Source organism: Agrobacterium sp. CNPSo 2736 (genome assembly GCF_004005385.1).
GTDB classification, from domain to species: domain Bacteria; phylum Pseudomonadota; class Alphaproteobacteria; order Rhizobiales; family Rhizobiaceae; genus Agrobacterium; species Agrobacterium leguminum.
The window spans coordinates 186,777-208,928 of sequence record NZ_RZTX01000004.1; the positions used below are offsets into that span (position 1 = coordinate 186,777).

The 22,152-nt window shown below is 59.2% G+C and carries 20 protein-coding genes and 2 riboswitches; of the genes, 14 read left to right on the plus strand and 6 right to left on the minus strand.

Features of this window, described 5'->3' with window-relative positions:
• Positions 1 to 10 precede the first annotated feature (10 nt).
• The 4 genes from EM858_RS09235 (at position 11) to EM858_RS09250 (ending at position 4,114) form a co-directional block, all read left to right on the plus strand.
• Positions 11 to 811: a DeoR/GlpR family DNA-binding transcription regulator gene (locus EM858_RS09235; RefSeq protein ID WP_080852988.1), complete on the plus strand. Its 801-nt coding sequence runs from the start codon at positions 11 to 13 to the stop codon at positions 809 to 811.
• Between the two features lie 12 nt (positions 812 to 823).
• Entirely contained in the window at positions 824 to 2,014 is a 1,191-nt protein-coding gene (locus EM858_RS09240; protein WP_127756511.1) for an MFS transporter, read from the plus strand.
• Between the two features lie 120 nt (positions 2,015 to 2,134).
• Entirely contained in the window at positions 2,135 to 3,385 is a 1,251-nt protein-coding gene (ispG, locus tag EM858_RS09245) for a flavodoxin-dependent (E)-4-hydroxy-3-methylbut-2-enyl-diphosphate synthase (RefSeq protein WP_003520322.1), read from the plus strand.
• 66 nt (positions 3,386 to 3,451) lie between these two features.
• Positions 3,452 to 4,114 carry an OmpA family protein gene (locus EM858_RS09250; RefSeq protein ID WP_080815571.1) on the plus strand — a complete coding sequence of 221 codons (663 nt, stop codon included), beginning with the start codon at positions 3,452 to 3,454 and terminating at the stop codon, positions 4,112 to 4,114.
• 30 nt (positions 4,115 to 4,144) lie between these two features.
• On the opposite strand, the gene EM858_RS09255 is transcribed toward EM858_RS09250, so the two are convergent.
• Positions 4,145 to 5,059 (minus strand): polyprenyl synthetase family protein, encoded by a 915-nt coding sequence (locus EM858_RS09255; RefSeq protein WP_127756512.1) that lies wholly within the window; start codon positions 5,057 to 5,059, stop codon positions 4,145 to 4,147.
• A gap of 236 nt (positions 5,060 to 5,295) precedes the next feature.
• On the opposite strand from EM858_RS09255, the gene mtgA reads away from it, so the two are divergent.
• Complete coding sequence (gene mtgA / locus EM858_RS09260; RefSeq protein ID WP_211393980.1) at positions 5,296 to 5,943, plus strand: monofunctional biosynthetic peptidoglycan transglycosylase; 648 nt, start codon at positions 5,296 to 5,298, stop codon at positions 5,941 to 5,943.
• 15 nt (positions 5,944 to 5,958) lie between these two features.
• Here mtgA and EM858_RS09265 read toward each other — a convergent pair whose 3' ends face one another.
• Together EM858_RS09265 and metA are read right to left on the minus strand one after the other, a co-directional pair.
• A complete protein-coding gene (locus EM858_RS09265; RefSeq protein ID WP_127756513.1) occupies positions 5,959 to 6,978 on the minus strand; it encodes an aldose epimerase family protein in 1,020 nt (339 codons plus the stop codon).
• A gap of 72 nt (positions 6,979 to 7,050) precedes the next feature.
• Positions 7,051 to 7,977, minus strand: a complete 927-nt coding sequence (gene metA, locus EM858_RS09270; RefSeq protein ID WP_080815578.1) for a homoserine O-succinyltransferase — start codon at positions 7,975 to 7,977, stop codon at positions 7,051 to 7,053.
• A gap of 83 nt (positions 7,978 to 8,060) precedes the next feature.
• Positions 8,061 to 8,137: riboswitch (SAM riboswitch) on the minus strand.
• Positions 8,138 to 8,226: 89 nt separating this feature from the next.
• Here metA and EM858_RS09275 point away from each other — a divergent pair.
• The 7 genes from EM858_RS09275 (at position 8,227) to EM858_RS09310 (ending at position 16,538) form a co-directional block, all read left to right on the plus strand.
• On the plus strand, positions 8,227 to 8,880 hold the full coding sequence (locus EM858_RS09275; protein WP_127756514.1) for a thiamine diphosphokinase: 654 nt from the start codon (positions 8,227 to 8,229) through the stop codon (positions 8,878 to 8,880).
• Between the two features lie 4 nt (positions 8,881 to 8,884).
• Positions 8,885 to 10,711, plus strand: a complete 1,827-nt coding sequence (locus EM858_RS09280) for an ABC-F family ATP-binding cassette domain-containing protein (RefSeq protein WP_127756515.1) — start codon at positions 8,885 to 8,887, stop codon at positions 10,709 to 10,711.
• A gap of 98 nt (positions 10,712 to 10,809) precedes the next feature.
• Positions 10,810 to 11,202, plus strand: a complete 393-nt coding sequence (locus EM858_RS09285; RefSeq protein ID WP_003520331.1) for a VOC family protein — start codon at positions 10,810 to 10,812, stop codon at positions 11,200 to 11,202.
• Positions 11,203 to 11,247: 45 nt separating this feature from the next.
• Positions 11,248 to 11,358: riboswitch (TPP riboswitch) on the plus strand.
• Positions 11,359 to 11,397: 39 nt separating this feature from the next.
• Complete coding sequence (gene thiB, locus EM858_RS09290; protein WP_127756516.1) at positions 11,398 to 12,411, plus strand: thiamine ABC transporter substrate binding subunit; 1,014 nt, start codon at positions 11,398 to 11,400, stop codon at positions 12,409 to 12,411.
• Between the two features lie 19 nt (positions 12,412 to 12,430).
• Complete coding sequence (thiP, locus tag EM858_RS09295) at positions 12,431 to 14,056, plus strand: thiamine/thiamine pyrophosphate ABC transporter permease ThiP (protein WP_127756517.1); 1,626 nt, start codon at positions 12,431 to 12,433, stop codon at positions 14,054 to 14,056.
• Positions 14,053 to 14,769: an ATP-binding cassette domain-containing protein gene (locus tag EM858_RS09300; RefSeq protein WP_127756518.1), complete on the plus strand. Its 717-nt coding sequence runs from the start codon at positions 14,053 to 14,055 to the stop codon at positions 14,767 to 14,769. Before thiP ends, EM858_RS09300 begins: the two co-directional genes overlap by 4 nt.
• Positions 14,770 to 15,077: 308 nt before the next feature.
• Positions 15,078 to 16,538 carry a M48 family metalloprotease gene (locus EM858_RS09310; RefSeq protein ID WP_162936761.1) on the plus strand — a complete coding sequence of 487 codons (1,461 nt, stop codon included), beginning with the start codon at positions 15,078 to 15,080 and terminating at the stop codon, positions 16,536 to 16,538.
• Positions 16,539 to 16,550: 12 nt separating this feature from the next.
• Here the strand turns inward: EM858_RS09310 and EM858_RS09315 are convergent, their stop codons facing one another.
• Positions 16,551 to 17,147 (minus strand): TetR/AcrR family transcriptional regulator, encoded by a 597-nt coding sequence (locus tag EM858_RS09315; protein WP_127756618.1) that lies wholly within the window; start codon positions 17,145 to 17,147, stop codon positions 16,551 to 16,553.
• Between the two features lie 97 nt (positions 17,148 to 17,244).
• Between EM858_RS09315 and EM858_RS09320 the strand changes: the two genes are divergently transcribed.
• Positions 17,245 to 17,751 (plus strand): DinB family protein, encoded by a 507-nt coding sequence (locus EM858_RS09320; RefSeq protein WP_127756519.1) that lies wholly within the window; start codon positions 17,245 to 17,247, stop codon positions 17,749 to 17,751.
• 63 nt (positions 17,752 to 17,814) lie between these two features.
• On the opposite strand, the gene leuC is transcribed toward EM858_RS09320, so the two are convergent.
• On the minus strand, positions 17,815 to 19,224 hold the full coding sequence (gene leuC / locus EM858_RS09325) for a 3-isopropylmalate dehydratase large subunit (RefSeq protein WP_003520336.1): 1,410 nt from the start codon (positions 19,222 to 19,224) through the stop codon (positions 17,815 to 17,817).
• Positions 19,225 to 19,648: 424 nt separating this feature from the next.
• Here leuC and EM858_RS09335 point away from each other — a divergent pair, with 424 nt between their 5' ends.
• Entirely contained in the window at positions 19,649 to 20,926 is a 1,278-nt protein-coding gene (locus EM858_RS09335) for an MFS transporter (RefSeq protein ID WP_127756520.1), read from the plus strand.
• 122 nt (positions 20,927 to 21,048) lie between these two features.
• Here the strand turns inward: EM858_RS09335 and EM858_RS09340 are convergent, their stop codons facing one another.
• A complete protein-coding gene (locus EM858_RS09340; RefSeq protein WP_127756521.1) occupies positions 21,049 to 21,990 on the minus strand; it encodes a rhizobiocin in 942 nt (313 codons plus the stop codon).
• Positions 21,991 to 22,152: the final 162 nt, after the last annotated feature.

The window sequence follows — 22,152 nt, forward strand, 5'->3', positions numbered from 1 at the left end:
ATGAGTTCCGATGAGCGATCATTTTGTCAGCGAGCGGCAGGCGCTCATCCTTGCGCAGTTGCGGCAAAGCGGCCGGGTGCTGGCGCAGGATCTCGCGCAGAATTTTGGCGTTTCCGAAGACACCGTGCGCCGCGACCTGCGTGAGATGGCAGCCCGGGGAGAATGCCTGCGGGTTTATGGCGGGGCGTTGCTTTCCGACAGCAAAACGGTGCCGCTGAAGACGCGCATTGCCGAGGATGCGGACCGCAAGGCACTGCTGGCGCGCGCCGTTGTCCCGCTTCTCGAGCCGGGCATGGTCGTCTTCATCGATGCCGGCTCCACCAATCTCGCCATTGCAAGGGCGCTTCCCGCCGGGCTCAACCTGACGGTGGTGACGAATACGCCCGCCATTGCCGCTGAACTGACGGGGCGGGCCGATATCGATCTGGTGCTGATCGGCGGCAAGGTCGATCCGGCCGTAGGTGCTGCGATTGACGCCATGGCGCTTCGGCAGCTCGAACTGATGCGGCCCGATCTCTGCATTCTCGGTGTCTGCGGCGTTGCGGCCGAGACGGGTCTGTCAGCGGATGTTTTCGAGGATGCGGTGTTCAAGCGGCTCGCCTGCAGCGCCAGCCAGCGGATTGTCGCCGCCATCACCACGGAAAAGCTCGGCCACAGGGCAGCTTTCCATGTACATGATTTTTCTCCACCTCTTTCCCTCGTGCTGGAACAGGATGCCGACCGCGCATTCGTCGAGGCGCTGTCGGCAAAGGGCGTACAGGTTTATTGCGGCGATGATGACGTCGCTCAGTTTTCTCATGGTCAAGTCTGAAGGATATTGCCGATGAATGGCCCCACGACATTTTCGCCGACAGGTATACGCTCGTCCTATCTGACTCGGCACAGGCTGGGCGTTTCCCTGCTGTTCTTGATGAACGGTTTCATGATGGGATCATGGGCGCCCAAGATTCCGGAATTTGCGGCGCGCCTTTCCCTGAGTGAGAGCGCGCTCGGCCTGATCATTCTGGTCTTCGGCATCGGCTCGCTGGTTTTCATGCCGATTGCCGGGTCGCAGATCGCCCGTTTCGGCTCGCGTACGGTGAGCCTTGTCACGGCGGCGATCTTTTTGCCGACTCTGCTTTTCATTTCCTGGGCAGGCACGGTGTGGGCCGGGGTGATTGCGGTGTTCTTGTTCGGCGGGCTGACGGGGGCCATGGATGTCGCCATGAACGCCAATGCGGTAGCGGTGGAGCGGGATATGCGCCGCGCTATCATGTCATCGTGCCACGCCTTCTGGAGCCTTGGCGGCCTGATTGGCGCCGGTCTTGGCGGTTATCTCATCACGGCCATCGGTGTGCAGGGACATGCCATTGCGCTAACCGTCATCGCACTCGTGCTGCTGGTCATCGCGTGGCCGCGCGTCCTTGCGGATCGTCCGCATCCGGAGGAGGAACGCCCGAAAGGCGGCCTGCCGCTGACGCCGCTGCCATGGATTATCGGCCTGATGGCGCTGTTCTCGATGATTCCGGAAGGCGCTATCCTCGACTGGGGCGCGCTTTATCTGCGCAATGAACTCGGTGCTTCGGTATCGCAGTCCGGTTTCGCCTTCGCGGCCTTCTCCCTGACCATGGCGGCCATGCGGTTTGCCGGCGATCTGGTGCGTGACCGCTTCGGCGCCGTGACGACCCTGCGCTTCTGTTCGGCCATGTCGATCATCGGTCTCCTGATTGCCGGTCTTGCGGGAAATTCCACTATTGCGATCATCGGCTTCGCGATTGCCGGCATCGGCATTTCCAACATGGTACCGATTGCCTTTTCCGCCGCCGGCAACATGCCGGGACTGGCGCCCGGCATTGGTCTCTCGGTGGTCACCACCATGGGTTATTCCGGTATTCTGGTGGCGCCATCGGCCATCGGCTTTATTGCCGAACATACCGGCCTTGCCAGCGTCTTCCTGTTCCTGCCGCTGCTGCATGTGGTGGTCCTGCTGCTTTCGCGGCTCGCCCGCCATGCGGATGGCGCGGGCAAGGAATAGGCGTCTCGAATTTTGCCATGATTGCGGTAAAGTAGAAGCTCTCATGCGTTGGGTGTTGACAAGCAGGCTTGCCTGTTTCACCTCAATTGCCAGACCTTGCCGCAAGCTCCAGAGACCGCCATGACGTCACATGCCGATTACGATCCCAAGCCCCGCCGCGCATCCGTCGCCGTAGACGTGGGCGGTGTCATCGTCGGTGGCGGCGCGCCCGTCGTGGTGCAGTCGATGACCAACACCGATACGGCGGATATCGACGCCACCGTCAGCCAAGTGGCGGCGCTCTTCCGGGCCGGTTCGGAAATCGTGCGCATCACCGTCGACCGCGACGAGAGCGCGGCCGCCGTGCCGAAAATCCGTGAGCGGTTGCTGCGGCTTGGGCTTGATGTGCCGCTTGTCGGCGATTTTCATTATATCGGCCACAAACTTCTGGCCGATCATCCGGCCTGCGCCGAAGCGCTGGCGAAATACCGCATCAATCCGGGCAATGTCGGTTTCAAGGACAAGAAGGACAAGCAGTTCGGCGAGATCGTGGAAATGGCGATCCGCTACGACAAGCCGGTGCGAATCGGCGTCAATTGGGGGTCGCTCGATCAGGAACTTCTGACGACGCTGATGGACAAGAACAAGGAGCAGGGTTTCCCTCTCTCCGCCCGGCAGGTCACGCGTGAGGCCATCGTTCAGTCGGCGTTGATTTCCGCCGAGCTTGCCGAAGAGATCGGTCTGCCGCGCAACCGCATCATCCTGTCGGCCAAGGTCAGCCAGGTGCAGGACCTGATCGCCGTTTATTCCATGCTGTCGGAACGCTCCGATCACGCCCTGCATCTCGGCCTCACCGAAGCGGGCATGGGCTCCAAGGGCATCGTCGCCTCGTCCGCCGCCATGGGGTACGTCTTGCAGCACGGCATCGGCGATACGATCCGTGTCTCGCTGACGCCGGAGCCGAATGGCGACCGCACCCGCGAAGTGCAGGTGGCGCAGGAATTGCTGCAGGTCATGGGTTTCCGTCAGTTCATTCCGGTCGTTGCGGCATGTCCCGGCTGCGGGCGCACCACGTCCACCGTCTTTCAGGAACTTGCCCAGAACATCCAGAACGATATTCGCAAGAACATGCCGATCTGGCGTGAGAAATATCCGGGTGTCGAGGCGCTCAATGTCGCCGTCATGGGCTGTATCGTCAACGGCCCCGGTGAAAGCAAACATGCCGATATCGGCATTTCCCTGCCCGGAACCGGCGAAAGCCCCGCCGCGCCCGTCTTTATCGACGGTGAAAAGGCGCTGACCCTGCGTGGTCCCAATATCGCCGCCGATTTTGAAGCGCTTGTGATCGATTACATCGAAAAGCGTTTTGGCCGAAAAGATGCGGCGGAGTAAAGAGTACCGTGAAAAGGCCGGAATTCCACTGTCATACCTCCTGAACCTCTCGGAGCATCAAAACACATGATCAAAAAAATCGCGATCGTTGCCCTTTGCGGGACCTATCTTTCCGCCTGCACCACCACCGATCCCTATACAGGTGAGCAGAAGATGTCGAACACGGCGGGCGGCGCCGGCATCGGCGCCGTGGTCGGTGCTCTGGGCGGTTTGGCTGTCGGCGGTTCGCCGACCGGTCGCCGTAATGCCGCGCTTATCGGCGCGGGCATCGGCGCGCTCGCCGGCGGCGCCATCGGCAATTACATGGATGGCCAGGAAGCCGAGCTTCGCGCCCAGCTTCAGGGAACCGGCGTTTCGGTTACCCGCCGTGGCGACAGCATCGTTCTCAACATGCCGTCGAACATCACCTTCGCGACGGACCAGGATCAGGTCATCCCGCCATTCTATCAAACGCTTGATTCCGTTGGCATCGTGCTGAACAAGTTTAACCGCACGCTGATCGACATCAACGGTCACACCGATTCCACCGGTAGCCCGGGTTACAATCAGGGTCTTTCGGAGCGTCGTGCCGCATCGGTCGCCAATTATCTCGGCGCGCGCGGCGTCGACCAGCGCCGTATTTCGACGCTTGGTTTCGGCGCATCGCAGCCGATCGCATCGAATGCAACGCCGGATGGCCGCGCTCAGAACCGTCGCGTCGAAGTGCTGATTTCGCCGCTCAAGGGCTGATTGGGTGATGAAAAGCTGAGTGGAAGCCGCTCAGCTTTTTCGTTCAGCGATGAATCTGGCGGCCGCGACGAGAATCGCGGCCTTTTCGCCATAAGGGGCCAGCAGTTCGCTGGCTTCAGCCACTTGCTCCCGCAGCTGGCTGCGCGCCCAGTCCTCGCCGCGCAGCGCCACAAGCGTTCCCTTGCCGCGCGCGGCGTCCTTGCCGGTTGCCTTGCCCATGGTGGCGGCATCGGCCGTCAAATCCAGAAGGTCGTCGGCAAGCTGGAAGGCGAGGCCGATCTTTTCGCCGAAGAGACGCAGCCTTTGCCTTTCGGAAACATCGCTGCCAGCGATGATTGCGCCTGCTTCGCAGGCAAAACGCAGCAGCGCACCGGTTTTCATAGCCTGCAATGTAATGACGCCGGCTTCATCTGGTGCTTTTTTCTCCGCAGCGAGATCGAGGGCCTGGCCGCCGGCCATGCCGCCGATGCCTGCCGCGCGGGCAAGCGAGAGTACGAGCGCGGCCTTGCGCTCGGCCGCGAGCGGATTTTCGTCCGATGCGATGATATCGAAGGCCAGTGTCAGCAGGCTGTCGCCGGCGAGAATAGCGGTTGCCTCATCGAATTTGCGGTGCACCGTCGGCTGGCCGCGGCGCAGGTCGTCATCGTCCATGGCCGGCAGATCGTCATGAACGAGCGAATAACAATGGAGGCATTCCAGTGCCGCACCGACATAAAGGGCGGCTTCGGTATTCCCGCCCGCGAGGGCGGCACTTTCGATGACGAGAAAGGGTCGCAGGCGTTTGCCGCCGTTCAACACGCCATGGCGCATGGCGTCGAGCAGGTTTTGCGGGCGCGTGATCTCATCCGCGCGGGCTTCGCCGGAAAGCAGGCGGCCAAGCAGGGCTTCGGTTTTAGCCGCGTTTTCGCGCAGCTTCGTTTCGAAATTTGTCATCGCAGCGTCCATGCCGCGCTCTTTGGCATGCCGCGCGAATGCAGGCAAACCTTTTCGTGATTCCATTGGTGCAACTATTTGAGCGGACTCGCCTTGAAGGCGGCAATGGACTATGAAAGGCTTCAATTGGTGCGGGGCTTTGACGAATATTGAGCAGTACGCCTGAAAGCGACGCAGATTACGCCGTGCTGGCGGAAGACCGGAGCAGTCCGAAGGTGGATTTTCGCACGTTGGCAAAGCGTATCGTCATGACCTTGCTGGCTTTGCTGATCCTGCCCTATCTGCTGATTCCGGTTTATGCGTTGCCGTTTATCCGGCCAGTCTCGACGCTGATGCTCGCCGATCTGGTGACCCTGCAGGGATATGACCGGCGCTGGGTGCCGCTTGAGGATATTTCGCCGCGCCTCGTGCAATCCGTGATGATGTCCGAGGACGGGCAATTCTGTTTCCATGGCGGCGTGGACTGGAACCAGATGCAGTCCGTGGTCAGTAATGCGCTCGACGGGGCTGCGACGCGTGGGGCCAGCACCATCCCAATGCAGACGGCCAAGAACCTGTTTTTATGGAACGGCCGCTCGTTTTTGCGCAAAGGGCTGGAACTGCCGCTGGCGATTGCCGCCGATTTCGTCTGGTCCAAAAAACGGATGATGGAGATTTATCTCAACGTTGCCGAATGGGGACCGGGCATTTATGGAATCGAGGCTGCCGCCCAGCACCATTTCAAGGTGCCGGCTGCAAAACTCAGCTCCCGTCAGGCGGCGCTGCTGGCGGTTTCGCTACCTAACCCCATAGACCGCGTCGCCAGCAAGCCAGGACGCGGGCTGCAACGGCTTGCCGGCCTTATCGAACGGCGCGCCCGCGCTTCCGGCGGCTATGTTGGCTGCGTGCTGGATTGACACCGGCTCGCCGCTTCAGCCCTTCTTGAAAATATAGTCGGTTTCCTGACGCAGGGTTTCACCCGGCCGCAGGATGGCGTGCGGGAAATCTGCGTGGTTGACGGCGTCCGGCCAAATCTGCGTTTCCAGGCAGAAACCGGCAAAGGGGCCATAGTGACGGCCATCAAGGCCGGGAACCGGGACATCCAGTTTGAAGGCCGAATAAAACTGCACACCGGGTTCGGTGGTGTGAACCTCAAGGGCGATATCGGAGGCCGGCGAATAGGCGCGGGCGACCTTGCGTTTTGCGCGGCGCTCGGGCGACAGGCAGAAATTATGGTCGTAGAGAACCTGCTCGCCATTCTCCTTGCGCCGCATCGGTGTCGGGTGGCGCAGGTCGAAGACGGTACCTTCGACGGAGCGGATTTCGCCCGTCGGTATCTGCTTGTCATTGGTGGGCAGGTAAAAATCAGCCGCGATGTTGATCTCATGCCCAAGCGCGGTGTCTGCGCCATCGAGATTGAAATAGGAATGCTGGCAGACATTGGCGATGGTCGGCTTGTCGGTTACCGTTTCATAGACCACCGAAAGCACGCCGCCGTCGAGGATCGTATAAGTGGCCGTGACCGTGCAATTGCCGGGATAACCGGCGCGGCCGTCGGGGTCGATGATCTGCAGAACCGCATGGCTTTCGCCATGTTCCATCAGCATCCAGTTGCGCTTGCCCATGCCGTCGCTACCGCCATGCAGATGGGTTACGCCTTTTTCGTTCAGCTCCAGCTGGTAGTCATGCCCGTCGATGGAGAATTTGCCGTCACCGATGCGGTTGGCGTTGCGGCCGGGGGTGGCGCCGAAATAGGAGGAATATTTATAGTCCTCGAATTTATCGAAGCCGAGAACGAGCGGCGGCTGGTGGCCTTCAAGGCGCAGATCCTGAATGACTGCGCCCCAGGTGATGACCTTGGCTGTCAGCCCGCCTTTCGAGATGGTGACGCGTTCGACTTTTTCGCCGGTCGCCGTGAAACCGAAATTCTCCCGAGCCGCCGCGTCGCTCATCGTCATTCTCCCTGATGTTGCGAATTGCCGGGCGGACGTTGCGTCATTTCCCGGCAATTCGCAATCCGCAATTTACGCGGCGAGTTTGCCAATGGATTCGAGATCATAAGGTGTCGTCTGGTATATCTCGTTGATCCAGTTGCCGAAAAACAGATGGGCATGGCTGCGCCAGCGGTTGAGCGGGGCAAGTTCCGGGTCGTTGTGCGGAAAATAATCATGCGGCAGCTTGATGGGCACGCCGGCATTCGCGTCACGGAAATACTCGTCCGAAAGCGATGTCGAATCATATTCGACATGGTTGAACATATAGAGCCTGTTGCCCTCTTTCTCATGCACCAGACAAACGCCCATTTCCTCGGATTCCATCAGGATTTCGAGTTTCGGATGTTTTTCGATATCGGCGCGGCGTACTTCCGTCCACCGCGAGACCGGAACCTGGAAATCATCCGAAAAGCCGTTCAGATAGATCGATGAGGGGCAGAGATTGCGGTGACGATAGACCCCGAAAGCCTTTTCCTTCAGCTCGTGTTTCGGCACGCCGTGGAAATGATAGATGGCGGCCATCGCACCCCAGCAGACATTCAGCGTCGAATGGACATTGGTCTGCGTCCATTCGAAAATCTTCTGCATTTCGTTCCAGTAGGTCACGTCTTCATAGGCCAGGGTCTCCACGGGCGCGCCGGTAATGATGAAACCGTCAAACTTGCGGTGGCGCACTTCTTCCCACGTCTCGTAGAAGGACAGAAGATGTTCTTCCGGCGTGTTCTTGGCGCGATGGCCGCCGATCCGCACCAGCGACAGCTCCACCTGCAGCGGCGATGCGCCGACGAGGCGCGCCATCTGGATTTCCGTCTTGATCTTGTTCGGCATGAGGTTGAGAAGCCCGATCTGGAGCGGGCGGATATCCTGCCGGATGGCCGCCGTTTCGGTCATGACCCGCACGCCCTCATGAACGAGGGTCTCAAAAGCGGGAAGCGTATCGGGAATCTTGATCGGCATGTCGAACTCTCTTTTCCGGATCACGTAAAGAACGTTGCGAAAACAAAAAAACCGGCAGCGAAATCGCGACCGGTCCCAGGAAATTGCCTTTTTCCTCGACCCTTTAGCGACTTCTTTAAAGTGGCTGCAAGCCGGTCGGCAAATCACCACTGAGGCGTTTCATAATCCCGAAGCCGGCGAAAATCAATATAGGCCGTTTTCATCGGGTTTCCGCTTTCCATTTTTGGCCGAGGTGCGATAAGGCAGGGCATGGATAAAGAGCGCTTCACCATTCTGCTTGGCGGCGATGTCACGGTGACCGATCGTCTGAAAGAGGCGGTCGCGGATAGCCGTGTGATTGCGGCCGACGGCGGCATGCGCCATGCCGGGCCGCTTGGCCTTGCGCCGGAGTTGTGGGTCGGGGATTTCGATTCCGCCAGCAAAGAGTTGCTGGAGGCCTGGCCCGATGTGGCGCGGCAGCCATACCCGGCCGCAAAGGCGGTGACGGATGGCGAGATCGCGGTATCGGAAGCTCTCTCCCGTGGCGCGCATTCGCTGGTGCTTGTCGGTGCGCTTGGAGGCGCGAGAAGCGATCATGCGCTACAGCATCTCCTTTACGCGGTGGCGCTCGCCGAACATGGTATCGACGTCACGCTGACCTCCGGTGAAGAAGAGGCGCGGCCGCTGCTTGCCGGTTCGCTGGATGTCGATTTGCCGCCTGCTTCGCTGTTTTCGGTTGCCGGATTTACCGCCCTTGAGGGGCTCGATATCGGCAATGTGCGTTATCCGCTGAAGGATTTCGCGCTTGCTTTCGGTTCGTCCCGCACTATTTCCAATGTCGCGAATGGCGGCCCCGTGCATTTCTCGCTGAAAAGCGGAAAAGCCATCGTGCTCGCCCGCCCCTATGATCTGACCGGAGCCTGACGCCTTGGCACCCCCAATTTTGAAACTCGATGACATCAAGCTGACCTTCGGCGTGACCCCGCTGCTCGACGGCGCCAATCTACAGGTGGAACCGGGCGACCGCATCTGCCTTGTCGGGCGCAACGGTTCCGGCAAGTCCACCCTGATGAAGATCGCCGCGGGTTTGGTCGAGGCGCAGTCGGGCGAGGTTTTCCGGCATCCGGCCGCCACCATCCGTTATCTGGAGCAGGCTCCGGATTTTGCCGGTTACGACACGGTTCAGGCCTATGCCGAAGCGGGGCTCGGACCTGGTGACGATCCCTATCGCGTCACCTATCTTCTTGAGCATCTTGGCCTCACCGGGCAGGAACATCCGGCGAGCCTCTCCGGCGGTGAAGCGCGACGTGCGGCTCTTGCCCGCGTCATGGCGCCTGAGCCCGATATCCTGATGCTGGACGAACCGACCAACCATCTCGATTTGCCCACCATCGAATGGCTTGAAAGCGAGCTGCAGCAGACGCGCAGCGCGCTGGTGCTGATTTCGCATGACCGGCGTTTTCTCGAAAAGGTCTCAACCTCGACCGTCTGGCTGGATCGTGGCCAGTCGCGCCGTCTCAATCGCGGTTTTGCCCATTTCGAGGAATGGCGCGACAAGGTGCTGGAAGAGGAAGAGCTGGAGCAGCACAAGCTCGGCAAGGCCATCGAGCGTGAAGAACACTGGATGCGCTATGGCGTGACCGCAAGGCGCAAGCGCAACATGCGCCGGGTCGGCGAGCTTCAGGCCATGCGTGCGGAATATCGCGGCCATAAGGGACCGCAGGGCACGGTGCAGGCGACCGTTACCGAAGGGCGCGAGTCCGGCAAGCTCGTCATCGAAGCCGAGGCCATCACCAAGGCTTATGGCGAGCGCGTGATCGTCGCGCCGTTTTCGCTGCGCGTCCATCGTGGTGATTGCATCGGTTTCGTCGGCCCGAATGGCGCCGGTAAAACCACGCTTCTGAAGATGCTCACCGGCCAGCTGGAGCCCGATAGCGGCACGGTGAAGCTCGGCACCAATCTGGAAATCGCGACGCTCGACCAGAAACGCGAGGATCTCAATCTCAACGATACGCTCGCGCATTATCTGACCGATGGCCGTGGTGAAAATCTGCTGGTCAACGGCGAATTGAAGCATGTGACGGGTTATATGAAGGATTTCCTGTTCCAGCCGGAACAGGCCCGCACGCCGATCCGCAACCTTTCCGGCGGCGAGCGCGCGCGCCTTATTCTGGCGCGCATTCTGGCGCGGCCGACCAATCTTCTGATCCTCGACGAGCCGACCAACGATCTGGATATCGAAACGCTCGATCTGCTGCAGGAAATCGTTGCGGGCTTTTCCGGCACCGTTATCCTCGTCAGCCACGATCGCGATTTCCTCGACCGCACCGTCACCTCCACCATCGCGCCCGTCAATCCCGATGAGCCGGACGGACGATGGATCGAATATGCCGGCGGCTATTCGGACATGATGGCGCAGCGCAAGGGTGCGGCAGAAGAAAAACGCAAGGCTGAGAAACAGGAAAAGGCGAAGGCCGCACCTTCGGCCTCTGCATCGCAGGATCCTTCAAAGGCCAAGGGCAAGCTTTCCTTCAAGCAGAAATTCGCGCTCGAAAATCTTCCGAAGGAGATGGAAAAGGCGCAAGGCGAAATCGCAAAACGCGAGCAGCGCATGGCCGATCCGGAGCTTTTCACAAAGGACCCCGCGGCCTTCAACACGCTGGCGCAGGAAATGTCGAAGCTGCGCGACAAGCTGGAGGCCATGGAAGAAGAATGGCTGGAACTGGAGATGCTGCGCGAGGAACTGGAGGGCTGAAGGCAACCAGTTCCCCGCTTGACCGGTCCTCCTTCAGCCTTTGACAGAAAAGCAGAATTGCCGTTCTATGCCGGCGTTCGTTTGGAGGAGTTGTGAAAATGCGCATGATTTTCGTCAATCTGCCGGTCAAGAATATCGAGACATCAAGAAACTTCTTCACCGCTCTCGGTTTCAGTTTCAACCCGGAATATTCGGATGACCGCACGCTCTGCATGATCGTGGAAGAGAATATCTTCGTGATGCTTCTCCAGGAGGGGCGTTTCCGCGATTTCATCAACGGCGACATTGCCGATGCGACGCGAACCACCGAAGTTCTGACCTGTCTTTCCGCCGGAAGCAGGGAGGAAATCGACCGGATGATCGCCACGGCGCTTGCCTCCGGCGGCAGCGGTTGGAAGCCGGTTCAGGACCATGGCTTCATGTATGCCGGCAGCTTTCAGGATCCCGACGGGCACGTCTGGGAACTGGTGCATATGACGGAACAGGGCTGACCTTGGCCATCTTGCCAATCGGGGACAGCGGGACTACACCATCATCTTGATCTAACGGGGTGTCTTTTGCGCTTTAGTGCAAAAGGCTGAGAGGCTTGCCAACCCGAAGAACCTGATCCGGTTCATACCGGCGGAGGGATTAGACGGCTCTAACGCAGGCGGCTATTTCCCTATCGTTTTTTTGAGGAGATACCCGTGCGCCGTCGTCTTTTCCTGAATTCCCTCATTGCCGCCTCGCTGTTTCTGCCCGGTCTTGCCGTCGCACAGGATAAACAGGAACTGACCGTCTACACCTATGAGAGCTTCGTTTCCGAATGGGGTCCCGGTCCCAAGGTGAAGGAGGCCTTCGAGAAGGTTTGCAATTGCACGGTCAATTTCGTCGGCGTGGCCGATGGCGTGGCGCTGCTCAATCGTCTGAAGCTTGAAGGGGCGGGGTCCAAGGCGGATGTCGTGCTTGGCCTCGACACCAATCTTGTCGCGGAAGCAAAACAGACCGGTCTGTTCGATGTCAGCGGCATCGATGCATCGGTGGCCAAGGTGCCGGGCGGCTACGCGGACGATGTTTTCGTTCCCTATGATTATGGTCATTTCGCTGTCATCTATGATACGCAGACGGTGAAAAACCCGCCCACGAGCCTGAAAGACCTCGTGGAAGGCGACCCCTCGCAGAAAATCGTCATTCAGGATCCGCGCACCTCCACGCCGGGGCTTGGCCTGCTGCTATGGGTGAAATCGGTTTACGGCGATAAGGCCCCGGAGGCCTGGGAAAAGCTCAGGAAGCGCATTCTCACCGTTACGCCGGGCTGGTCGGAATCCTATGGCCTCTTCACCAAGGGTGAGGTGCCAATGGTGCTCTCCTACACCACCTCGCCCGCCTATCACATGGTCGCTGAAAAAACGGATCGCTATCAGGCGGCTGCCTTTTCCGAAGGGCATTACATCCAGATCGAGGTTTCCGGTCTCCTCAAAAACGCGCCGCACAAGGAGCTGGCAAAGCAGTTCCTCGCTTTCACGCTGACATCCGGTTTTCAGGATGCCATTCCGGAAAATAACTGGATGATGCCGGTTGCGGCGACCTCGAAGCCCTTGCCGGAGGCGTTTTCAAAACTCGTCGTGCCGCAGAAGACTTTCCTGATGAATCCGGAAGAGGTGGCGAAGAACCGCAAGGCATGGATCGATGAATGGCTTGCCGCCATGAGCATGAATTGAGGAAGAGGCACACCCGCGCATGATGCTGCGTCGCGATTACCGGCGGTCGATCATTTTCGGAACGGCGGCTTTTGCCGCCGTTTTCCTGTTCATGGCGCTCGCGGTTGCGGCTCTCCTGTCTTTTGATGCCGGTGCGTCCGCTGCCGGCATCATGGATGCCTATACGCTGCGCATCCTGCGTTTCACGCTTTATCAAGCAACGCTTTCCACCCTTCTTTCCATTGTTCTCGGCCTGCCGGTGGCGCTGGCGCTTTGTCGTCGGCGCGAGTTTCCGGGAAGGATCTGGATCATCAGGCTGATGGCGGTGCCGATGGGTCTGCCGGTGATCGTCGGCGCCTTCGGTATCATCACCATCTGGGGCAGGCAGGGCGTTTTGAATTCGGCCCTCGTTTTTGCCGGGGCGAATGAGCCTTTCAGCATTTACGGCCTGTCCGGCATTCTTATTGCCCATGTGTTTTTCAATCTTCCGCTTTCGGTGCGGCTGATGCTGGCCGGGCTGGAGCGCATTCCGGGTGAATATTGGCGCATGGCGGCGAGCCTTGGCATGGGGCCGGTTTCGATTTTTCGTTTTATCGAATGGCCGGCGGTCGCTCGTCTCGTCCCCGGCATCGCCGGGCTTGTCTTCATGCTGTGCGCCACCAGCTTCACGCTCGTTCTTCTGTTGGGCGGCGGGCCGGCGGCAACGACGCTGGAGGTGGCGATCTATCAGGCGCTGCGGTTCGATTTCGATCCGCAGCGGGCGATTTTGCTTTCGGTTTTGCAGATTGCCCTCACCGCAATCCTGCTCGGCCTTCTTGCCTTTTTGCCGTCGCCCGAAGCGGAAATTCCCTCGCTTGGCCGTTCCCTTCGCCGTTTCGACGGAAAGGGCATCGGTGCCCGCCTCTGGGATGGCGCGGCAATCGTTTTCGCTGTTCTGCTGATCGGCCTGCCACTCTTCGCCATCGCTGTCTCGGGTTTGAGGGCCGATCTGCCGCGTCTTCTGTCCGCGCCTATTTTCCTGCGTGCGGCGGCGACCAGTCTTGCAATCGCCGCACTGTCCGCAGCCCTTGTCGTGCTTTGCTGCATGGCGATCATCGGCGCACGCCAGGCGATAGGCTCCCGACGGCAGGCGGGGCAACCCCTGCGCTTCCTCTCCGCCATGCTGGGGGCAGGGTCTTCGCTGGTGCTTTTGGTGCCGCCTGTCGTATTGGGAAGCGGGTGGTTCCTGTTATTGCGGGTTTTCGGCGATGTCAGCTTCTATGCGCCCGTCCTCGTGGCGCTGATCAATATGCTGATGGCCTTGCCGCTTGCCATGCGCGTGCTGGAGCCGGCCTGCACCAGTCATTTTTTGCGCACCGGCCGGCTTTCCGCCAGTCTCGGGCTTCAGGGCCTGACGCGGCTGCGGTTCGCCGATCTTCCGGTTCTGTGGCGGCCGCTGGCCATGGCGTTTTCCTTCGCCATGGCCCTGTCTCTTGGCGATTTAGGCGCGGTTGCCCTGTTCGGATCGGAAAGTTTCGTCACCCTGCCATGGCTGGTTTACAGCAATATGGGCAGCTATCGTACCGATGACGCCGCCGGTTATGCCTTCCTTCTCGGTGTCGTCTGCCTGCTGCTTGCCGCAGGCGGTGTTGCACGGCAATCCCAATCAGCAAGGGCGAGCATATGACAGGCGATGATTTTGCCGTTGAACTGGACAAGGTCAGGCTGCGGCTTGGAACACAGGATTTCGACCTCGATTGCACATTCCCGCAGAGCCGGATAATCGCCGTCGTCGGCGCGTCCGGTTCGGGCAAGTCGACGCTTCTCAACCTCGTCGCCGGTTTCGAGGCCCCGGATTCCGGCCGCGTGATGATCGGCGGGCAGGACATGACGGCGCTCGATCCTTCGGAACGACCGGTCTCATCGATCTTTCAGGATAACAATCTGTTTGCGCATCTCGATATCTTCACCAATGTCGCTCTCGGTGTCAGCCCCGGGCTGAAATTGCGGCTGGAAGACCGGGAACGGATTGAGATGGCGCTTGCACGTGTCGGTCTGGCGGGTTTCGACAAACGTTTGCCGGGCACGCTTTCCGGCGGAGAAAGGCAGAGGGCGGCGCTGGCGCGTGCGCTGGTCAGGAAAAAACCGGTCATGCTGCTCGACGAGCCTTTTGCGGCACTCGATCCGGGACTGCGGGCGGGTATGACCTCCCTGCTTCTCGACTTGCATGGAGAAACGAAAAACACGGTGATTATTGTCACCCACCATCCCGAAGACATAAAGAAGCTGGCGCAGCAGGTGGTTTTTCTTGATCGCGGCCGGGTTGTCTATGTCGGCTCGAACGCAGATTTCTTCGCCACACAAAATGTGAAGGCGGTGGACAGTTTTCTGAACGGGTGATCGCCTTATTTTCGACGTGTGCCGCTGGCAATCGCTTTAGATGACTTCAATGGCGCTAATTTGCACTTGCCAGTTTCAAGTTGTTGCCCGAGAAAAGATGGGAATTATTGCGTTCTTCAGGAATAATCCGGACTTGATGGATCGTTTTTACCGTTTTCGGCATTCATCGCCCGTTGGGGCGAATCTGTTATTCTGGTCTGCAATTAACGGATGATCAGGAACGTTAGGGGCAGGCATAGAGAATGAGAAATAGCATGACTGCACAGTGGAGGCTCTTCTCCCGTTCAGGCCTTCGCCGTTCGGGCAGGATGGCTGCAGCCTGTTGTGTGCTGACCGCGTCTGCGGTGTTCCTGTCGTCGTGCCAGTCTCTCTTCAGCCCGGCCTACCAGTCCACGCTGCGCCCGTCGGATAATCCGCAGACCGTGGAAGAGGTGCAGAAGAATGATCCCCGCGCCCAGATGGGCGCGCGCGAGCATCCGCGCATCGTGGCGAGTTATGGCGGTGAATATCGTGACGCCAAGACGGAGCGGCTTGTTGCGCGCATTGCCGGTGCGCTGACGGCCGTTTCAGAAAACCCGCAACAGTCTTACCGCATCACCATCCTCAACTCGCCGGCCATCAACGCCTTTGCGCTGCCGGGCGGATATCTTTACGTGACGCGCGGGCTTCTGGCGCTTGCCAACGATGCTTCTGAAGTGGCCGCCGTGCTTTCGCATGAGATGGGCCACGTCACCGCCAACCATGGCATCGAACGCCAGCGCCGCGAAGAGGCGGAGGTGATTGCCAGCCGCGTGGTTGCCGAAGTGCTGTCGAGCGATCTTGCCGGCAAGCAGGCGCTTGCGCGCGGCAAGCTGCGGCTCGCGGCCTTTTCGCGCCAGCAGGAATTGCAGGCGGATGTGATCGGCGTGCGGATGCTGGGTGAGGCCGGTTACGACCCCTTTGCCTCGCCGCGTTTTCTGGATTCCATGGCGGCCTATGCGCGGTTCTCTTCGGCTGATCCCGAAAACGACCAGAGCCTCGACTTCCTTTCCAGCCACCCCAACACGCCGCAGCGCATCGAGCTTGCGCGCCGTCATGCCCGCGCCTTCGGTCAGGACGGTCAGGTCGGGGATCGTGGTCGCGACTGGTTTCTGGATGGCATAGACGGTCTGCTTTATGGCGACAGCCCGCAGGAAGGTTATGTCCGCGGCCAGACATTCCTGCACGGAACGCTGGGCATCCGTTTCGATGTGCCGGAAGGTTTCGTCATCGACAACAAGGTCGAGGCCGTTCTGGCGACGGGACCGGGCGATATGGCCATCCGTTTCGACGGCGTCGCCGATCCGAAACAGACGAGCCTTGCCAATTACCTGACCAGCGGCTGGGTTGCCGGCCTGTTGCCGGAAACCGTCAAGGAAACCCAGATCAATGGTCTGGAGGCTGCGACGGCCCGGGCAAGTGCGGATAAATGGGACTTCGACGTGACCGTCATTCGTGTCGGCCAGCAGATATTCCGTTTCCTGACCGCCGTGCCGAAGGGCAATACGCAGCTCGATTCCATCGCCAATACATTGCGCACCAGCTTCCGCAAGATGACGCCGCAGGAAATCGCCTCGCTGAAGCCGCTCAGGGTGCGGGTGGTGACGGTGAAGCCCGGTGAAACCGTGGCGACGATGGCGGCGCGGATGATGGGAACCGACCGGAAGCTCGACATGTTCCGCATGATCAACGCAATGAGCGCCACGGCCACCATTCAGCCGGGTCAACGGGTGAAGATCATTTCGGAATGAGCTGACGGCCTCTCATTCACCGGTTGCCTGAGACAGGTAGGCGTGAACGAGTGCAATCATTTCCCGTCTGACTTTGGGCGACTGCAGCTCTCCACGGCGGGCGGCATTGTGAATGATGCCGTCAATGGCATCGGATACGATCAGCGCTGCGGTTCTACTTTCGCCCTTTGTGCCGGCTGTCATATGTGCCGCGATCGCTGCAGCATAGAGGCCGAGATATTCCTGTTCGAAAACGCTGTTGGGATCGTTCGTCCCTTCGTGGCTGGGCGCATCGTCCAGAAGGACCTTGTGAAGACCGGGATGGATGCTGTGGACCCCGATCATGCCGGTTACGAGTTCTTCCACGAATTTCGCAAGCGATTGCCGCTTTTGCGAGACGCTCTTCATGACAGAGAGACAGTCTTCGAGGTGACGATGGCGCACCGCTTCCACGATTGAAATCTTGTCCGGGAAATATTGATAGAGCGAGCCGATGCTGACGCCGGCCGTTTCGGCGACCCTGTTCGTGGTAAAACCCGCCCAGCCGTGATCGCTCAAAATGCGAGCCGCCGCGTAAATGACGGCATCGACCGTGGCGCGGGAACGCTCCTGACGAGGCTCCTTGCGCATCTCGGTCTTCCGCTTTGCAATGCGAGTAGACAAGACACCCTCCATGGCGAAAATATAAACATAGTGCTCACATTTTTTAGATGTAAAGGATATTGTGATGAGGGATCTGCTCAGGAGCCTGCTCGGCTATCACCAATGGGCGAACAGGGACTTGTTCGAGAAGCTGAAACACCTCGATCCCGTCCAGAATGCATCCGAACGGCACACGGCAATCCGGCTGATCAATCACTATTACGTCGTCGCGAGGATTTTTTCGTGTCACCTCACCGGAACGGCACATGGCTTTCTCTCGGATAATACCGAGGCAACGCCGCAGCTGGATGATCTTGCGAAGGATGTCGCCGCTCTCGATGGCTGGTATCTCGACTATATCGAGAAGACATCGCAGGCATCGCTTGGCGAATTTGTCGCCTTCACCTTCACGGACGGGGACAAGGGTTACATGTCCCGCGCTGAGATGATCTCCCATATGGTCCTGCATGCGGGCATTCACAGAGGCGAGGTCGCGCGTATCTTGAGCCAGCTCTCCATCACGCCGCCCTGGGATACTTTCGCCGTGTTTCTGCACGGCACGCAGCCGCAGCGGCATTTGCAGGGGCTATAATAAAAAGCCACCCGCCCCCTGCGGGGGACGGGTGGCTTTCCTGAAACGATGGCCTCAGGGAACTTATTGCCACTCACGTACGTCGACGAAATGACCGGCAATCGCCGCCGCCGCCGCCATGGCAGGGGAGACGAGGTGGGTGCGGCTCTTATAGCCCTGGCGGCCCTCGAAATTGCGGTTCGAAGTGGAAGCGCAGCGTTCGCCGGGTTTCAGGCGGTCGTCATTCATGGCAAGGCACATGGAGCAGCCTGGCTCGCGCCATTCGAAACCGGCCTCGAGGAAAATCTTGTCCAGACCTTCCTTTTCCGCCTGTTCCTTCACGAGACCGGAGCCGGGCACGATCATGGCCGAAACGGTGGGAGCCACCTTGCGGCCGTCAACGATTTTCGCCGCCGCGCGCAAATCCTCGATGCGGCCATTGGTGCAGGAGCCGATGAAGACACGGTCGATGGCGATATCGGTGATGCGCGTGCCGGGCTTCAGACCCATATAATCAAGCGCACGCCACTTGGAGGCGCGCTTGTTTTCTTCCTCGATATCATCGGGATTGGGAACAATGCCTTCAACGGAGGTCACGTCTTCCGGAGACGAACCCCAGGAGACGATGGGCGGCAGGTTGGCCGCATCCAGCACCACGACCTTGTCGTAATGGGCGCCTTCGTCGGATTTCAGCGTTTTCCAATAGGCGATGGCCTGTTCCAGCGTTTCGCCCTTCGGCGAGCGCGGCTTGTCCTTGATGTAATCGAAGGTGGTTTCGTCAGGTGCGATAAGACCCGCACGGGCGCCGCCCTCAATGGTCATGTTGCAGACCGTCATGCGGCCTTCCATGGAGAGCGAACGGATCGCCTCGCCGGCAAATTCGATCACATGGCCGGTGCCGCCAGCCGTGCCGATCTCGCCGATAATGGCGAGGATGATGTCCTTGGCGGTAACGCCATCGGGAATTTTGCCGTCGACACGCACCAGCATGTTCTTGGCTTTCTTCTGGATCAACGTCTGGGTCGCCAGAACGTGCTCCACTTCCGAGGTACCGATGCCATGCGCCAGTGCGCCAAACGCGCCGTGGGTCGAGGTGTGGCTGTCACCGCACACGATCGTCATGCCCGGCAGGGTGAAACCCTGTTCAGGGCCAACGATGTGAACGATGCCCTGGCGCTTGTCGCGCTCGGAATAATATTCGACGCCGAAATCCTTGGCGTTCTGCGCGAGCGCTTCCACCTGGATGCGGCTCTCCTCGTTCTTGATGCCTTCCAGCCGGTCGGCCGTGGTCGGAACGTTATGGTCGACGACGGCCAGCGTGCGGGCAGGCGAATGCACTGGCCGGCCGGCCATGCGCAGGCCTTCGAAGGCCTGCGGGCTCGTCACCTCATGGACGAGGTGACGGTCGATGTAGAGAAGACAGGTTCCGTCCGGGTCACGATTGACGACGTGGTCGTCCCAGATCTTGTCATATAAGGTGCGGGGTGCGCTCATGGCTCTATGCCTTGTCATGGAAAAGGGTAATCAGGGTTCAGAAAGGCGTGGACAGCGGTGCTGTCAGGCGAGCCTAAGTCGGCTGGTGAGCGCCCCGGAAACGCGCGCAAAGAACCGTGCCGGCAGACGCTTGTGGTCCTGCAGCACATAAACATTCTGCGCGAGACATCCGAATTTAGATCCCATGGCAGCCTTCATAGCAGATCGCCGGTTTTACGGCAATATGAATGCGTACAGCACGGAGCGCGACGGCTCGGCATTTTCTATATGCGCTGCATCACGACTGACGGCCCGCGACGGCCTGTCCCGCTGGGGTTCTCCGATGGTCATGATGCAATGCAACTTGCGTATTTTGCGATGCACATATAGATGGGTTCCCTTATCATTTGCGTTTCGACGAGAAATCGAAGGGAGGGAAAAGCATATGGTATCCGAAAAAGCCCTTATCTCGAAGATCACCTGGCGGCTGATGCCGTTTCTTGGCCTTCTCTATCTCATCGCCTATATCGACCGCCAGAATGTCAGCTATGCCAAGCTGCAGATGGTCGATGCGCTGAGCCTCAGCGAATATGCCTACGGTCTTGGCGCTTCGCTGTTCTTCATTGGTTACTTCATCTTCGAAGTGCCGAGCAACCTGTTCCTCAACCGTTTCGGCGCCAGCAAATGGTTTGCCCGCATTCTGGTTTCCTGGGGCGCCGTCACCATCGCGCTTGCCTACACGCAGAACGCCACGATGTTTTACATCCTGCGCTTCCTGCTCGGGCTTTGCGAAGCGGGTTTCTTCCCCGGCGTGCTCTTCCTGATGACGCTCTGGTTCCCGCGCGATTATCGCGGCCGTATGATCGGCCTGTTCATGATTTTCAGCGCGCTTGCCAATGCCATCGGCGCGCCGCTCGGCGGCATGCTGCTCGATCTGGATGGTTTCCTCGGTTATGCCGGATGGGAATGGGTATTCCTTGCCACGGGTATCCCGGCCGTCATCGCCGGCATCGTCACCTTCTTTTATCTCGACGACACCCCGGAAAAGGCGAAGTTTCTGTCGCAGGATGAGAAAAACTGGCTGAAGAACCGGCTGGCCGAAGAAAACAAGGGCATGGAAGAGCATGCGGAGGACGGCTTCAAGGCGCTGGTCAATCCGCGCGTTCTATTCATGGCGCTTTGCTATGTCGGCTTTCCGCTGGCGGCCTATGGTCTCAGCTACTGGCTTCCGACCATCGTGAAGAGCTTCGGCGTTTCCAACACCGCCAATGGCTTCATCAACATCATCCCCTGGGTGATCGTGGCCATCGCCCTGTTCGTTGTGCCCCTGGCCGCCGACAAGGCAAAGAACAAGACGCCCTATATTGTCGGTCCTGCCTTCATCGGCGCCTTTTGCCTGTTGATGTCGGCATTGCTGAGCGATCCGGTCTTGCAGTTCGCCTTCCTTTGCATCGCCGCCGCCGGCATCTTTGCCGGCCAGCCGGTGTTCTGGAGCCTGCCCGGCCGCTTCCTCAAGGGAGCAGGGGCGGCCGCCGGCATCGCCGCGATCAATTCCGTCGGTAATCTGGGTGGCTTCGTGGCGCAGAACGTGGTGCCCTGGATCAAGGATCAGACCGGCAGCACCATTGCGCCGATGTTCTTCCTTGCTTTCTGCCTGGCGCTTGCCGGGGTGCTGGTCATCATCGCAACCCGCAGAATGGGCAATCAGGTTAAGGCTGCCTGATTTTGGAAAATAGCGACGGCTGCCATAAGCGCCGGCGGTCGCATATGTAAAAAATCGTGGCCCGGATGTTTCCGGGCCACGATCATTTTAAGCGACAAATAATGAAATTCTCTTCGAGAGAATTACGCGGTGAACCAGTCGCTACCGGTCAGGTGAACACCGGCGACAACGATCTTTTCGCCCTTGTGCTCGCCAGTGACGTTGTAGGTGAGGACGGTGTCGCTATCGATCGTCGAAACCGCCCAGTTATCGATTACCGTGCCGACCAGCTTGAGCTTGTCCACGGCGGCGTTGAAGCCTTCAATGCTGTCGGTGGCGATGCTCTTGGCCATGTCGCCGAGATTGAAGACAAAGGTATCGGCGCCACCACTTGCCTTTATGTGGTCGATGCCCTTGCCGCCGGTGACGAGCGATGAAGCGAGGTTCACACCGCTCAGGTCGATAGAGTCGTTACCCGCGCCGGCGTCGATCTTGACGGAGGTGAAGCTGCCGTCGGTGACGCCAGCGCCACCGTTCACGACGTTGGTACCGGCAGCAACGCCGCCGTCGAACGCCGTGCCCGCCTTGACCACGATGGTGTCGTTGCCGGCGCCAGTGTCGATGTTGAAGGCGTTTACCCAGGCCTTGTCGTTCGATACGACCGAGACCGAGACCGTGTCGTTGCCCGCGCCGGTCGAGATGTTGCCACGCTTGGCATTGAGAACTTCCACGGTGGACGAACCGGTGCCGCCGAGATGAACATCGACCTGAACGAAATCCTTGAAGATAAGGTTTTCAGACGTATCGGACTGGGCGAGAGCGTTCTTTACCGAATTCCATGCCGACGATACGTCAAATTTGAAGCCGTTCGAGCTGGGGTCATAGCCAACATCGACCGTGCCGCCCGCGCCGGTGCCGGGAACCGATACCGCGCCGACATTGACCACGCCGGAGTCGAGCGAAGAACCGTTTTTGACCTGTGCTGTGGATTCGGTGAGGAGCTTATAAGCTTCCTGATCGACCAGGTTGGTGAGCGAAGAGACCGAAGCAGCGCCACCATTACCAAAAGTTACTTTTAACGCCATTTTACACTCCCATAAATTTTTGAGAAATCGATGAATTGAAATTAAATTTATAATAAATATTGCGGGTGATATTTAATACGTAAAAAATGATAATACAATATAAGAAATTGTTTTTTTGAATAAAGTGCGTCTTTAACGTGTTTCGGAAATTCCTTTCGAAAA